8 protein-coding genes and 1 riboswitch are annotated in these 15,109 nt (G+C 49.4%); of the genes, 3 read left to right on the forward strand and 5 right to left on the reverse strand.

Translation table 11 applies throughout. From position 1 onward, the window contains the following. Nucleotides 1–25: 25 nt before the first annotated feature. The 5 genes from AC5JBY_RS17190 to AC5JBY_RS17210 all read right to left on the reverse strand — a co-directional run bounded on the left by AC5JBY_RS17190 (nucleotide 26) and on the right by AC5JBY_RS17210 (nucleotide 7,097). Nucleotides 26–1,015, reverse strand: a complete 990-nt coding sequence (locus AC5JBY_RS17190) for a FecR family protein (RefSeq protein WP_495905858.1) — start codon at nucleotides 1,013–1,015, stop codon at nucleotides 26–28. A gap of 187 nt (nucleotides 1,016–1,202) precedes the next feature. Continuing rightward, complete coding sequence (locus tag AC5JBY_RS17195) at nucleotides 1,203–1,781, reverse strand: RNA polymerase sigma factor (protein WP_495905859.1); 579 nt, start codon at nucleotides 1,779–1,781, stop codon at nucleotides 1,203–1,205. A 152-nt stretch (nucleotides 1,782–1,933) separates the two neighbouring features. Beyond that, nucleotides 1,934–5,251, reverse strand: coding sequence for a glycosyltransferase family 117 protein (locus AC5JBY_RS17200; protein ID WP_495905860.1), 3,318 nt, complete (start codon nucleotides 5,249–5,251; stop codon nucleotides 1,934–1,936). 223 nt (nucleotides 5,252–5,474) lie between these two features. Next, on the reverse strand, nucleotides 5,475–6,290 hold the full coding sequence (locus AC5JBY_RS17205; RefSeq protein WP_495905861.1) for an SAM hydrolase/SAM-dependent halogenase family protein: 816 nt from the start codon (nucleotides 6,288–6,290) through the stop codon (nucleotides 5,475–5,477). Continuing rightward, a complete protein-coding gene (locus AC5JBY_RS17210; RefSeq protein WP_495905862.1) occupies nucleotides 6,291–7,097 on the reverse strand; it encodes an SDR family oxidoreductase in 807 nt (268 codons plus the stop codon). Nucleotides 7,098–7,210: 113 nt separating this feature from the next. Further along, nucleotides 7,211–7,431: riboswitch (cobalamin riboswitch) on the forward strand. Nucleotides 7,432–7,536: 105 nt separating this feature from the next. Here AC5JBY_RS17210 and AC5JBY_RS17215 point away from each other — a divergent pair. The 3 genes from AC5JBY_RS17215 to AC5JBY_RS17225 are packed head-to-tail and all read left to right on the forward strand — an operon-like array spanning nucleotide 7,537 to nucleotide 15,077. After that, nucleotides 7,537–9,222, forward strand: coding sequence for a DUF4465 domain-containing protein (locus AC5JBY_RS17215; RefSeq protein ID WP_495905863.1), 1,686 nt, complete (start codon nucleotides 7,537–7,539; stop codon nucleotides 9,220–9,222). Between the two features lie 22 nt (nucleotides 9,223–9,244). Next, nucleotides 9,245–10,504 carry a DUF4465 domain-containing protein gene (locus tag AC5JBY_RS17220; protein ID WP_495905864.1) on the forward strand — a complete coding sequence of 420 codons (1,260 nt, stop codon included), beginning with the start codon at nucleotides 9,245–9,247 and terminating at the stop codon, nucleotides 10,502–10,504. Between the two features lie 16 nt (nucleotides 10,505–10,520). Next, nucleotides 10,521–15,077 (forward strand): immunoglobulin domain-containing protein, encoded by a 4,557-nt coding sequence (locus AC5JBY_RS17225; protein ID WP_495905865.1) that lies wholly within the window; start codon nucleotides 10,521–10,523, stop codon nucleotides 15,075–15,077. The last annotated feature ends 32 nt before the right edge of the window (nucleotides 15,078–15,109 follow it).

A 15,109-nucleotide genomic window follows, 5' to 3' on the forward strand; every position in this document is an offset into this window, starting at 1 on the left:
TCTGTAAAGCAACCTGCCTGTTGTATTAATATATCTTATAGCTTCCGTCGGGCATCATACGATATTGGTTGTGATAAAGGCTGCTGATCACTTGCAGCACTTTCTCCGGAGCTACGGTACGCTTTAGTATAATGGTGTACTTATTCTGTTGTATCTCTTTACTGCCTGCCTGTATGCGTACATTGTAAAAGGTTTCAAAGGCCTGTGCCAGTCCGGTGAAATCTACACCTGCCAATGTTAACTCCTGTTGTGCCCAGGCGTTTACCAATGCTACTGGTTGATCGCTCACCGTAAAAGACCCAGTAACAGGATTTACCTGTAGCTTTTTGCCGGGGGGCAATACGGATAAGGTTTTGCTGCCGAGGCTCACCGCCACTTTACCGGTAGCAACTGCCACTATCGGCTGACGGTCATTTTCAATGTCCACTGTAAATGATGTACCCAATACTTTCGTGGCTATACTTCCGGTTGCAACAATGAAGGGATGAGCCGGATCTTTCTTCACCTCAAAGAATACTTTCCCTTTTTGCAGGGTTACTGTACGTGTATGTTTTCCATAATCTTCAAGGTATTGTACTTGTGCGCCGCCTGCTAACCAAATGGTGCTGCTATCGGGCAGCACAACGCTGCGCATTTCTCCTGCCGGTGCGGCGATCGTTTGTGCTACTGCCGCTGGTCTGTCCTGTGACGTCCGGTACCACAACAAAGCGCCCGCCGTCAGGGTGATCAAAATAATGGCCGCGGCCATCCACCGGAGGCCGGGTGGTTGCTTGCGCATCTCTACAACGTCTGCTGCATCTGACGCCTCTTCTGTACTATGCTGCTGTGCAATGCCCTGGTGGATATTGTGCAGCAGGTGTTGCAGGTGTGCTTCCGTATCTGCTCCGGGACGAAAGAATGGTTCCTGTGTTTTATCCAGGTTTGCATACCACTGTTCCAATTGCGCCAGCTCATCTTTTGTGATGGTGCCGTTGTGGTAGCGCTCCAATAGCTGTTGTGCTTTCTGTTCGTCCATAGAATCAGGTCCGTTTTATTATATAGCAATCGAATGGAGAGAAAGTACCATAGGGGAGTTGTAATTAATATTGTGATAACATTGGAGAGGGCTTACGGTTGCTTCGATAGCAGATTTCTCGCCCTGTGTGCGGGCTGATAATACAAGAGCGTATGGCAGGGCTCGAAATGACAATGAAGAAAGTGTTCTACCAAATCCAGGTGTGTAGTTTGTCGACAGAGGAGCGCAGGCGTTTTACTGCTATGCCTAATTGGTTCTTGACAGTTTGTTTGGAGAGTGCCAGTGTGCCGGCGATCTCGGGGATGCTTTTGTTTTCCTGCCGGCTCAGCTGGAATATTTGCTTCATAGCTGCAGGCAGGGTCTCAATTTCATTGTGTACCGCAGTGATCACTTCGCGGTATTCCAATTGTTGTTCGATACTGTGTGCCGAGGATGTTGTTTGTTGTTGTATGTCTGCGAGGATGGCCTGTGCTTTAAGCCGGCGATGGTAGTAGTTGTATATCTTATGCCGGAGAGCTGTATGAAGATAAGCTGCCACGTTGAATGGTTCACGGGTATTGGTCTGCACCGTGGGCGCATGTTCCCATACCCAGATAAAGACGTCCTGTACAAGATCATCTGCCAGATGGCGGTCATTGGTCTTTTGAAAGGCTGTTTGCAATAAAGAAGGGGCGAAGCGATAATACAGTTCATCAAACGCCTGCTCCCGGTGCTGTTGCACCAGTTGCCATAATTCCTGCTCGTTATATGCTTTGGTCTCCTTCATGCGGGCATTTGCAGTCGCAAGGTAACTTGCCTAAGTTACGCGATTATTAAGGATCGGGAAACGAGGAAATCAGGGCAAACGTTTGCGCAAAAAAAGAGTGGCAAGAAGCGTTTCCGCGACTTGCCACTCTGTATTATTTTAAGCTATCAGCCTTATCGGGGAGTGTCCTTTTTAGGTGCGTTTTGTGAATCAGGCGTAGAGACGTCTACACCCGGATTCTCAACGTTGGCCCCAGGTTTATCTCCTCCTTTGAATTGTTTCTCCCAATCGGCAAGCTGCATCAGCATTTGGTAGGATGAAAGGATATCCTGTGCAAAATACTCCTGCTGCGGAGCCAGTGCGTGTCCTCTGTTATTAAGGAAGGCAGCGGACTGCATAGCCAGTTGCTCAGAACTCATGCCATCGCCCAGTGAACCGTAATAACGCATTTGCTGTTCAAGGTCGCGCTTCATGGAAGCATTCACTTTCGTGGACAGTTTCGTATCGCCAGCTTCATAAGCAGCCAACAGGAATGACATGGACACGCGGTTGTGGAAGTTTCCGCGATTGGAGGTCATACCGTAAGGAATATTCTCTTCCAGCACGTTGCTATCATATCTGTTAAGTACCTTTTTAGCTGAATCTTTCTTATTGAGGTTAACCAATGTCAAGCCCAGTAATGCGTGTGTCTGGCGGATGCTGTTGACATGACGACGATTCTCTTCGTCGAAATACACACCACCGATATTAGCACCACCATAGCTGAATTTTTCCGTTACGTTCTTGAAGGCAATATCAGCTGCCACATTGTTCTGGTTTTCGATGGGCACTAACCTATAGGTCAATCCTTCCATGCGGGTGTATTTCTCCAGTCCAAGGTTTTCCAACTCTTGTGTAGACGTGAAATAGATCGGCCTTTTCCAGTTGTTGGCAGCAATCAGCGCCAGTACTGCGAGGTCGTTCTTATCGATGGAGTTGCGGTTGATGTCCAGTTTCAGTTCGCTCACGATGCTATCACCGGGATTGAGCTGCAGGGTCTTCTTTACAGCTTCCACATCTACCGGTAGTTTAAATTTCTTTACCGGGTAAACGTTGGGTCTGTCTTCATCCTCGCCTTCCATGGGCGCCATCTTGTTTGGATCTTCGCTGGCTATTACATCTTTGAATACTTTATAGAGATCGTAATAGTCGGTTTGGTTGTAGCCAGGCAGGGGATAGTAGTAGATCCTGTCGCGCTTGCCTCCCTGTATCTGCTCAGGTGTGAGGATCACGTCTGCCGGCTCGCTGTCGTTAACTTTATAGCGCAGCTGATTGATGTACCAATCGGTACCCAACAGACTATAGTTTACCACACGCAGGTCTTTTCTTACTCCTTCTACTTCCTGTGTATACCAAAGGGGGTAGGTATCGTTATCGCCAAATGATATCAGGATCGCATTTTTCTCACAGCTCTCGAGGTAATCTTTACCAAGGTCGCGGGCCAGCAATTTCTTACCGCGGTCATGGTCGTCCCACTCCTGTGAAGCCATGAGCACAGGTACTGCCAGCAGGCATATGCCGAATGCTGCATAGTTGGCCATCTCTCCTTTGAGGAATTTGCCCAATGCTTCTTTTACCCACAATACACCCAGCCCGATCCAGATGGCAAAAGCATAGAATGATCCTACGTAAGCGTAGTCACGTTCACGTGGCTGGTAGCCTGCCTGGTTGAGGTAGATCACAATGGCAAAGCCTGTGAAGAAGAATAACAGGAAGGTTATCAGCAGGTCTTTACGATTGCGGTACTGGAAAATAAATCCAAGTATACCCAGTATGAATGGCAGGAAAAAGAGCTTGTTATTGGCTTTATTCTTAGATCCGGCCGTTTCGGGCAACACATCTGGTGTGCTGTGGCCAAATGCTTTGTCTATGAAATTGATACCGCTGTTCCAGTTTCCATCACGACGGTTTCCAAAACCCTGCAAGTCGTTTTGTTTTCCTGCAAAGTTCCACATAAAGTAACGCCAGTACATCCAGCGGAACTGGTAGTTGAGGAAATACCGGATATCTGAAACCCTGCTGGGTTCTTCATCCTGCTCAAGGCCGCCAAAGTTGCGGTATACCTGTTCCTGCTGGCGCTCATTGTTGGGATCCCAGGCACGTGGGAACAAGTGGGCAGTGGGCATGCTACCGTAATCGATACCACCATTTTTACCGGCTACTTCATACTTGTCTTTTCCTTTTGCGTAGCGATCGCCGGTAATTTTAAAGTTTTCCTGAGAAGGTTTGTCGGTGAAATAAGGACCGTATAATATGGGCCAGTCACCGTATTGTTCACGGCTGAGGTAGCCTACCAGGCTCACCGGGTTGTCTACATTATACATATCTACCGATGGATTGGCAGAAGAACGTACAAGGGTGGTGAAGTAGGTAGAATAGCCGATGATCACGAAGATGGAAGAGAAGAGGCCTATCCGGAGGAAGGAGGCCACGCCTGATTTGTAGTAATAGCACAGTGCTATAACGCCTCCCAATCCCAGCAACAACAATACGAATGAGCCAGGTGACTTGATGAAGGGGAAGCAGAATAACAGGATGATGGCTGATAACCATACCGGAAACAGGGTAAACTTTTTGATCTGTGCTTCGCCAAAACGGAGGCCAAGGATCAGCAGGAGTGCCAATAATATAAAATAGCAGGCAAAACCGCTGAAGAAGGGCAGTCCGAAACTATTTACAAAGAGGATGTCGAATGAGCCGGCTCCTTTGATAGACCATTGGATGATCACCACCTGTACGAGGCCAGTGATCACACAACCGATAAAGAAGGCAAAGATGGTTCCCCAGGTAGTGACTTTATAGCGTTTGAAGTAATATACCATTACGATGGCGGGGATGGTCAACAGGTTCAACAAGTGAACACCGATCGACAAGCCCATCATGAAGAAGATGAATATGATCCAGCGGTCGGCGCGGGAGAACTTATGTCCGTCGGTGGTGCTCTCTCTGTCTACTTCATGCTCCCATTTCAGGATGGCCCAGAATACGATTGCAGTAAATAATGAAGAAAGGGCGTACACCTCACCTTCAACGGCGCTGTACCAGAAAGAATCGGAGAAGGTATAAGCAAGTGCACCTACTGCACCGGCAGCCATTACAGAAAAGACCTGAGAACCGGTGAGTTCCTGTCCTTTTTGTACCAGCTTGCGGGCAAAGTGGGTAATGCTCCAGAAAAGGAATAATATGGTAAAGCCGCTGGCAATAGCATTCATGAAGTTCACGCCCCTGGCAGCGTTGGCTGGATCATCACCAAAAAGCACGATGAAGAAACGACCTAATAATACGTACAGTGGGGCTCCGGGGGGGTGGGGTATCTGTAACTTGTAGGCACTGGACACAAACTCACCACAATCCCAAAAGCTTCCCGTGGGTTCCATGGTGAGGACGTAAACAGTACAAGCAACCAAACAAACCAGCCAACCTACAATGTTATTGACACGGCTAAAGTTCATATTGTATTGATTTTATTAAACTTGGCAAATATATAGAGTTTCGGGTTTCGTGTAGCGGGTTTCGATTTCTTTATATTCCGCATATAATCCACATTTATAACAGGTTTTAGTCATATCTCCGCCGATTATCATCAATTCAGGAACAGTCAATTACGATCGGGTATTGCAGAGGGTGGGGTAAATTAAAAGAAATAACGAAGATTTACGTAGATCAGGGGAAGGATTATTCAAAGTATATCCTCACTGTCTGGTAGAACAGCCGGTTCTGCATGTTCTGGGATTTCTCGGTAAAGCCCTGCAGGCCGAGCAATCCAGCCGCATTTCCTTTGTTGATGGCTATTTCGAGGTAGCCGGCCGCATTGAAAAGGGCCAGTTTTTCGCCTTCCTGCACATCGGCGTAGGTTTCGCTGATGGTGGAGATGACCTCGTTGCGCCTGAAAACGATCTTGAAGCTCCTGCCTTTGCGCTGTTCTTCAAACTGGGCGTGGGTGATATTGACGATGATGTTCTCGAAGTTGTCGATGAAGATGATCTGGCCTTCAATCCAGTTATCGCCCAGCAAGGGGCGTAGGTGGTTGGTTTCTGTGAACTGCACATCGGGGGTGCCGATATCCATCAGACCGGTTCCGGCCTGCAGTTCCTGTACCGCATGTCCCATTACCCGGGCGCAATAGAGGGTGTTCTTGATCGCTGCCTTATCGAGGGGTAGTCCGATTACCATTTCAGGCTTGCCTTCGAGGATCATGGTGAGCAGGCCATTGTCGGCACAAAGAATGTACTGTTCCCGGTGATAGGCCAGGAGCAATTGTTCCGGCTTTTTCTCAAACAGGTTTACCAGCAGGAGGTGAAAGGTGTAGGGCGGAAAGTTGTTGATAGCGTTCCGGCACACGTAGGCTGCCTGCGGGTAATTGAATGGGGAGAGGGAATGGGATATATCTATTAATGTAAAGGCAGGGTTGATCTGTAATAGCTGGCCTTTCAATGCCCCTACGAGGTAGTCCTGCTGTCCTATATCCGATGTAAGGGTTATTAATGCCATTTATTTAACCAGTTCCCCGTTTTTAAAGAAAAACTTGTGTACCAGTTTATCTGTCCAGGCGGGGAAGAAGCGGTTCAGGAATACAGTCCGCTTGCCTGTGAAGGTCAATACCAGCGTACGTTTGCGCTGTTCGATGGCTTTCAGCACATGTTCTGCTACTTCTTCGGCTGTCATCATCGCGCTTTCGTCCATGGGCGATTCGCCTTGTGGCTTGCCGTCTTTGTTGAGGGCGGCGTTGCGGATGTTGGAGGCGGTAAAGCCGGGACAAACCCACATGACATTTACGCCAGCGCTCAACATTTCTGTGCGCAGGGCTTCCATCCAGCCCTGGAGGGCAAACTTGGATGCTGAATAACCGCTGCGGCCAGGCAGACCTCTGTAGCCGGCAATGGAAGAAACGCCTACAATGGTTCCCTGACGTTGTATGATGGAATCAAGTGCGTACTTGGTACAATGTACAGCGCCATAGAAGTTGATGTCCATGACTTTTTTGATCACTTCCACATCGGCATCGCGGAAAAGGGCCCGCATGCTGACGCCTGCATTGTTGATGAGGATATCGATGCCTCCAAAGGTTTTGATGGTGGATTCTATAAACCGGCGGCAATCCTGCTCTTTGCTGAGGTCGCAGGTCATGGTATGCAGTTCTACATTGGTATGTTGGAGTTGCAGGGTATAGAGCTTATCATAGTTTCGGGCGCAGGTGGCTACCCGGGCGCCTTCGGCGATAAATGCATTTACCAAAGCTTTTCCTATTCCTTCGGTTCCTCCTGTAACGACAACTACCTTATTTTTAAAAAACGACATACCTGCTATTTATAATTGCAAAAATAATAAATGGGTAACGGATTTACGAATAACGATTGATCAATAATCTAAAACGATGCCGGATTTCAAATGGGTGGTGTTGGAAATTTGCTACATTTGCTGCCGTTACTGGTTTCCGGTTGTCTATTCGCTTTATCGAATGCAACCGGGATTAATAGGGAATCCGGTTAAAATCCGGAGCTGACCCGCAGCTGTAAGCTTCTGTCCCGTTTTAGGGATAAAGCCCTGGTTCTACAAGCCACTGTCGTTGTTACGACGGGAAGGTGACCAGGGTGAAGCAAGCCAGAAGACCTGCCAGTGAACATTTTTCAATTCATAAGCTTTCGGGGACTAAAGCTTGAATGAGAGACAGCTTTTACTGGCTTTTCATTATTATTATTTCCCGCAGGGTTATGCTTAGATTTTAAAGTTTTTAAAATTGAGCATCCGTGTAACTGCTTTGAGGCTGATAGCCATCTGGCTATGCGCGAGCATGGTATGTCTTGTACCTGCTTACGGTCAACCTTACCCGTCAACGCCCTCGTTGCCGGGGCATGCCAGTTATTACCGGGCCGACTTCAATGGTTTTTATGACTTTCTTAATGGTGTATGGAGTGGTGTATACCAATGGGACCCCGGCCAGGAGACTACCGGCCCCGGTGGTAATGTGATCGGTGGGTATAAGCAATTCTACCAGGACAATCTTGTTTTTGATCATTATACCGAGTACGGCAGCTTCTGGGAAGGCTTCACAGTATCGGAGCGTGACTATGAATATGCCAATCCTGATCCGCTCAATCAGTTCAGTGCTGTGACGCGTGGCGGGAAAGATGGTCCTGGCACGCCTTTCATTATCGGGTATTATGGGCTCAATCCGGCACGGCCTGCTTCATGCAAGATATGGATGGATGATGGCGCGCCTTGTGAAGTGGCCGGGATGTATGTAACCAATTCTTCTTATGCTTATTTGTCGATGATGAAAGGGGATGGCTTTGCGCATGCTTTCCGGCAGGGGGATTGGTTTCTGCTTACGGCATATGGGTTTGACCAGGACGGCCGGCAAACTTCGCAGGCAGAGTTTTATCTCGCCGACTTCCGTTCTACCAATGCGGCTAACCATTATATAATTAAGGACTGGCGCTGGTTTGACCTGCTGCCGCTTGGCCGTGTAGCTTCTATCCAGTTTGTGCTTTCGTCCAGTGACTATTCTGCCTACGGCATGAATACGCCTGCGTATTTCTGTATGGACAAACTCACGCTGTCGCTGTTATCTATCAAGAAGCAACCGCAGCATAAAACCGTGTGTGCCGGTCAAAAGGCGGAGTTGTCTGTAACAGCCGTTGGTTATGATTTCCTCAATCCGGTATTCAATGATTTTCTGCCGCGTTATCAATGGCGGAAGGATGGGGTAGCTATTTCCGGCGCCAATGATTCTGTGCTCATCATTCCGGCTATGCAGGAAGCAGATGCCGGTGTTTATTCGTGTGTCATCACCAGCAACTATCATACGCAGCAATACAGTGGTATTTATAAAGACCCGGCTTATGTAACAACAGTTACTTCAGACAATGCGCAAGTAAGTGTTGGCTTGCCCATTGCCATTACGCAGCAACCAGCGGGTCAGTCCGTCGATGCCGGACAAGCTGTTTCTTTCTCCGTAGCAGTATCGCGTACGCCAAATAGTTATCAGTGGTTCAGGAATGGGCTTTCATTGCCGGGCAGCAATAGCGCTACACTTTCTATTGCCAATGCAAAGGCAGCTGATGCAGGGGAATATCATTGTGTGATCAAAAGCGATTGTGCCGACCTCACTTCTTCCAAAGCATTACTGAAAGTAAAGGGTGTTATTACGGACACTGTCGAACGCCCGATCCAATGGGTGGCGTATCCCAATCCTGTGGCTGCGGGACAGGCTGTAACGCTGCGGGGTTATGATGGTTATCAATGCAGGCTGTGCACGGCGGATGGCAAGGTGTTGCAACGATTCAAGGTATATGGACATGCTTTCCGGTTTTATGTACCGTATCGTGCGGGCATGTATTTCCTGCATGCTGATAAAGTGGTAACAGATGCAAATGGCAACAAGCGGACCATCTTCAACTATGAGAAAGTTTTCGTTCAATAATTAAACCTTTAAATGTTATGTTATGAAAAAGTTCCATTGTTCTCTTATCCTTGTTATTGCTTTGTCATTATGTTCTCTTTCCTCTCTGGCGCAACGGCCGGAGCAAATGTATGTGCGCCGTGGCCTGCTGGGGCTTGGCAACACCAAGCCGGTCAAGACGCCGGAAGTTGCCAAGGCGCGTCCTGCACAACCGCAGTTGCTGAGTACCTGTCCATCCTGTCAGACTATCCCTTTCAACAGCTTTTCTCCCAATGGCACTTTTATGAGCGTGTATGGCAGCGACTCCGTATGGGTGGATACGTATACGGGTGTGACACCAGACCCGACGTATAGCGGCAGTTATCTGAACTTCGATGCGGGCTGTATCAACTTCACGCATTATGCCGACAATTCTTTTCCCGGCTTTTCGTACTGGGATGGTTTTACGGTGAGCAAGACCACCTCGCTGACCTGTGGCCTTGCCTGTAATACCACCGATTGTGCACCCGACAATCAGTTTGCTGCAATCACGCTGGCCGGTGTTGGTGGTGCCACCGATCCTTATGTGGTGGGTTATGACGGTTATAATGATGTGTGGTTTCCTGCAAGGCACACAACGCTTTCGCTCGCTTCGGCCAATAGCATCTGCGGCTTATATGTCACCAACAGTGCTTATGCTTACCGATCGATGAAATGTGGGGACTGGCTTACGCCGCAGCCTTTTGGCCAAGGCGATTATTTCATAGTTCGTATTACAGGATACCTGAGCGGAAGCCCGGTACTCGCTTCTCCAATAGATTATTATCTCGCCGATTTTACCGGCTCTACACAAGCATATATCGAAGATCAGTGGAAGTGGGTGAATCTTTCTTCACTGGGCACCGTGGATGCACTGGAGTTCTCACTGATCACCAGCAATACCGGCGCTAACGGTCCCAATACGCCTATGTATTTCTGCCTCGATGGCATTAAGGTGGGCACCGGCGGCGGTTGCGGGGAATGTGCTGCTACTGATAATACGCACAACTGGTTTCCGATGCCGGGCAACCGCATAGCTGCCGCTCCTGCAGCATCTGCGTGGCAGGTGAAGGTGTCGCCTAACCCTGCTTTCGACCAGGTAAGTATCGTTGCCAAAGCTGGTGGCTTATTGGAAGTGTTTGATGGTTCGGGCAACGTGAAGTTGCGCAAGAAGCTGGCTGCTGACCGGGAAAGTGTTTCGATTGCCGGTTACAGACCGGGTGTGTATTCAGTGAAGGTGACCGTGGGCAAGGAGGTGAAGACGGCGCAGTTTCTGAAGCAGTAGGGAAATTATTGTTTCAATGAATAGATGTTTACTTTTTATTGTCTGCGTGTTATGTATGCAGGCAAGTGTTGCGCAGAACAAGTTTGCCAACAGGGTGTTAGAATTTTTACCGGCGCCGGGTCAATTTACCAATGAGAAGGCCTTCCCGGCTTATGCAACGGGGGATGATGCCGCTACGATGGCCGCCAAGGCTACGAACATCATCCAGTCGAATGCCGGCAAGGGCACGACAGACAACCTGAGTACCATTTCGCTGGGTGCCTGGGGTGGGTATATCATCGTGGGTTTCGACCACGCTATTCTCAACAAGCCGTATGCTTATGACTTCAAGGTGCATGGCAACTGGTTTGACGGGAATGCGGAATCGGGCGTCGTGATGGTATCGCGTGATGTGAATGGCAATGGCCTGGCTGACGATCCGTGGTATGAGATCGCGGGTTCGGAGGCGCAGCATCCGGCTACTGTTCATAATTATGAAGTGAAGTATTATCGCCCGGTTCCGCTGAATGGTAACGTTCGGTGGACAGACAACCGCGGTGGAAGCGGGCTTGTGCTGCGCAACACTTTTCATACACAGGAGTCCTATTACCCGTTATGGTTCAGCGAAGACACGCTGATCTACCGCGGCACGCGGCTGATCGCCAATGCCTGGAACAGTGCGCAACCGCCGCAACAATACTGGCGTTCGGAGTCTTTTGGCTGGGGCTATGCGGATAATCAATCCAATGCAGGCGAGTTGACGAATTTCGACATCGACTGGGCCGTGGATGTGAATGGCAACAGGGTTAAACTGGAAAAGATCGATTTTATCAAGGTATACACAGGTATGCTACAGGATGCAGGCTGGCTGGGTGAGACCTCTACTGAATTCTCGCAGGCTGAGGACCTGCATCCTGATTATGTTTTTCCGCCGGTATTTGGCAGTGATGTGCATATCGTAAAACGTCTTCCCGCCTTACCGGCCAATACTGCCTGGTCATCTTCCGACAGCACTTCTTTTACGGATGATACCGTAACGTTCAAAGCGCAGTTTGATGCAGGGTCTTTGAAGGATGGTTTTACGTATAGTAATGAATCGAATTCTGCTACAGGTATGTATACTGCTGCTTCAGGTAGCGGTACCAGTGGCGCGGGCAGTTCTTACATTGTAGGGTTTTATGACAAGACTGCCGTCAACAACCAGCAAAGGCTCATCTCTTTCAATGACGGGCTGGTGCATGGTGCTGAGGGTGTGTATGTGAATAATACAAGGGCAGTGGTGCAGTTCCTGCGCAATGCCGGCATCCGCAAGGGTGATGTGGTGAAGCTCGTGGCCAAAGGTATTGCGGCCAATGGCAGCGCTACCGGCACAAAAGCCGAGTTCAGGCTGGCCGATTTCAGCTTCCAGAATAGTGTGATGTTCCATATTGTAGAAAAGTGGTGCTGGATGGACCTTTCTTCGCTGGGCAGTGTATCGGGTATCGAGTTTACGCTTGAGGCCAACCGCCCGGAGATCTTACCTGCTGCTTTCTGTCTCGACCGGCTGGTGATCAGCATACTTTCTATTACTCAGCAGCCTGTGGGCAATCCCAGTGGTAATCCCAAGATCTGTAGTGGCGGTTCGTATACGTTGACCACTGCTGCCATGGGCAACAACATGACTTATCAATGGTATAAGAATGGTCAATTGCTGGCGGGCGCTACCAATGCTTCTCTCAGCTTTACGGATATACAGGTAGCTCATGCCGGTTCATATTATTGTGTCATCAGCAATGGTATAAATAAGGCACAAACCAGACCGGTTCCGCTGGTGGTGAATCAAACCACCCGTATTGCGCAGAACCTGCCGGGTGACCGTATCAATGTGCCGCAGGCTACGGTTGTGAGCATGCCGGTAATAGCGGAGGGCGATGGGCTGTCGTACAGGTGGTTTAAAAATACGCCTGGTGCTCCCAACACCTACACGCAGATCGCTTCGGCGCTCAATGCTTCTGCGAATACAGCCACGCTCGTGCCGGCCGCATATGGCTTTGTGGCAGCGAATAATGGTAAATACTTTTCACAGATAACGGGTACCTGTGGTGTAGTGCGCTCAGATACTACTGAATATATCGTAGTCCCCAACCCGAACCTGCCCGCGCTGGCTATTACAGGCCAGCCGCGTGATACGACTATATGTTTTGGCAATACGGTCTCCTTTGATGTGCAGGCAGCGGGTGCCACCAGCTACAACTGGTACAAGAAGAATGCGGCAGGCGGTTTTGCACTCGTGCCTAATTCACAAAGTACCGGCTTTGCCAATCCTGCTATCAATGTATATAATCAGGTGGCTGATGGTGATTACCGGGTAAGTGTGACGCAGGATCTTCAAACCATCAACAGCCGGGAGGCGCATGTATCTATTGTGCAAAAGCTGGCTTTTGTGCAACCGGCAGCTATCGATCATCTTGCGGGTTATCAGCATGTGGTGAACCGGCCTATTACTATGGAAGTAAAAGCGGTTGACTTTACACCTACGGGTTATCAGTGGTATTATAAAGGAACTGCTGATACAGATTATACATTACTTACCGGTCAAACGAATGCTATCTATGAATTACCCAATACCACTTTTGCCGATGCCGGCAGGTATCGTTGTGTAGTGACGGGCGCAGCCGGCACCAGTATCATTGAATACAATCTTACCGTGGTGTCGCTGCTGCGTTTCCAGCCTTCCATGAATATGTATACGGTCAACACCGGCGCTTCGGGAACGCAGCGTGCCAATGGTTTGTTTACGCCGGGTGAAAACCTGTATTTAAGCTCTTCGGTTTTACTGAATCTCACCAACTATACCGCCACCTGGTACAAGGATGGGGTAGAAGTGGTAATTCCTATTGCCAATCAGGATCAGCCTACGCACGATGCGGTAACGGGTGGTTATTGGAAGAAGCAGGGTCCGAATTATGCACCGTGGCTACTCATCAAAAATGTTCAACCGCAACATGCCGGGGTGTATACGTTGAAGATCACGGATGCTACCGGGTTGTCAGAAATATCAACTCCTGTGACCGTGATCATTAATCCTCAACGGCCAGAGATCACACAGGAGCCCAACGGCGCTACTGTGAATGAAGATGAAACGGTGACGTTGTCGATCACAGCCGATGGTAAAGGGTTTACGCCTGTGTACCAGTGGCACCAGAATGGCCTGCCCGTACAGGGCGGCACACTTTCGCCATACGTTACTTCGGGCCCCACCAAGCCCAGCTTTGCGGTGGTGGCCAAGCCGTTGAATGAAGGCAGTTATTATTGTGTGATCACCACACCGGGTGGTGCTGATACCAGCGCTACGGTAACGGTGGCAGTGAACCGTAAAGTACGGATCACCAGCCATCCTGCCGATCAACTTACAGGCACAGGCAAACAAGCCGTGTTTACAGTAGTCGCTGAAGGAAATAATTTAGGTTATCAATGGAAGAAGAATGGTGCGGATATCAGCCAGGCCAATAGCGCCACGCTGACCTTATCAAATGTGAAGATAGGTGATGAAGGGGCTTATACCTGCGTAGTGACTGGTGGAGGCGAACTACCTGCTATCAGTGGCGAAGGCCGTTTGTCGGTTATTCAAAAGCCTGTAATTACCGGTCAGTCTTTGTGTGGCGGAGAAGCGAATACCGTATTGCGTGTGCAAACGCAGATTAAATCAATCCCTCCGCGTTATCAATGGTACAGGGATGGTGTGCTGATCGCAGGCGCGACTTCAACGTGGATCAATGTTACCAATATCGTTGCTGGTGATACACGCCGGTTCCATTGTATTGTTGCCAACAGCAACGGTGGCTCGGTAACAAGTGATACCGTGGGATTGATCACTGGCAAGGCTCAGTTTACCACTGACTTGCCTGCGGCGGCTACCATGCAGGAGGGCGATGTTGTTTCGTTACAAGTAGCAGCGAAGGGTTCAGGCTTGACTTATCAATGGTATAAGGACGGCAACAAGGTGGATGGGGCTACCAATGCTTTGTTCAGCTTCACCGCTGCTGCACCAGGCGAATCTGTATATATGTGCAAGGTGAGTAATGGCTGTGGTGAAGTAAGCAGTCAATCGCACCGGTTAACCGTGTTGGCAAAAGCTCCTGTGATCACCAGTCATCCTCAATCGCAATCGGTGATCAAAGGTGCGACTGTTCAATTTAGTGTAACTGCTACCGGCAGCGGGCTCAGTTACCAATGGTTCAGGAATGGGGTTGCCATCACTGGTGCTACGGCTGCCACGTTCTCCATCCCGGTGACAGCGCTGGCCGACTCTGGCAGTTATCATTGCGTGGTGCGCAATACCGCGCTGGCCGTTACCAGTTCAACTGCCACCCTTACCGTGAACCTCGGTGTTGACTTCATGGTATTCCCCAACCCGGCGCAAGACCATATCTGGGTGAAGGCGGAGGCTGGCAAGCTTATCGTGATCTATGACCTGCGTGGTAACAAAGTGCATCAACGGCTGGCAACGCATACCCTGGAAAAGATCTATGTGCAGGGCTGGATGAAGGGTGTGTACCAGGTGCAGATCATGGGTGTTGGGAAGGAGCGGACGTTGCAGTTTATCAAATTGTAATCCGGCAATATCGGCAGTGTCGACAGTCGGCA

It is taken from the genome of Paraflavitalea sp., from assembly GCF_059502485.1.

Coding starts and splice junctions, on each gene's coding strand:
- AC5JBY_RS17190 (WP_495905858.1), bottom strand. CDS start 1,015: ATGGACGAACAGAAAGCACAACAGCTATTGGAGCGCTACCACAACGGC.
- AC5JBY_RS17220 (WP_495905864.1), top strand. CDS start 9,245: ATGAAAAAGTTCCATTGTTCTCTTATCCTTGTTATTGCTTTGTCATTA.
- AC5JBY_RS17210 (WP_495905862.1), bottom strand. CDS start 7,097: ATGTCGTTTTTTAAAAATAAGGTAGTTGTCGTTACAGGAGGAACCGAA.
- AC5JBY_RS17225 (WP_495905865.1), top strand. CDS start 10,521: ATGAATAGATGTTTACTTTTTATTGTCTGCGTGTTATGTATGCAGGCA.
- AC5JBY_RS17195 (WP_495905859.1), bottom strand. CDS start 1,781: ATGAAGGAGACCAAAGCATATAACGAGCAGGAATTATGGCAACTGGTG.
- AC5JBY_RS17205 (WP_495905861.1), bottom strand. CDS start 6,290: ATGGCATTAATAACCCTTACATCGGATATAGGACAGCAGGACTACCTC.
- AC5JBY_RS17200 (WP_495905860.1), bottom strand. CDS start 5,251: ATGAACTTTAGCCGTGTCAATAACATTGTAGGTTGGCTGGTTTGTTTG.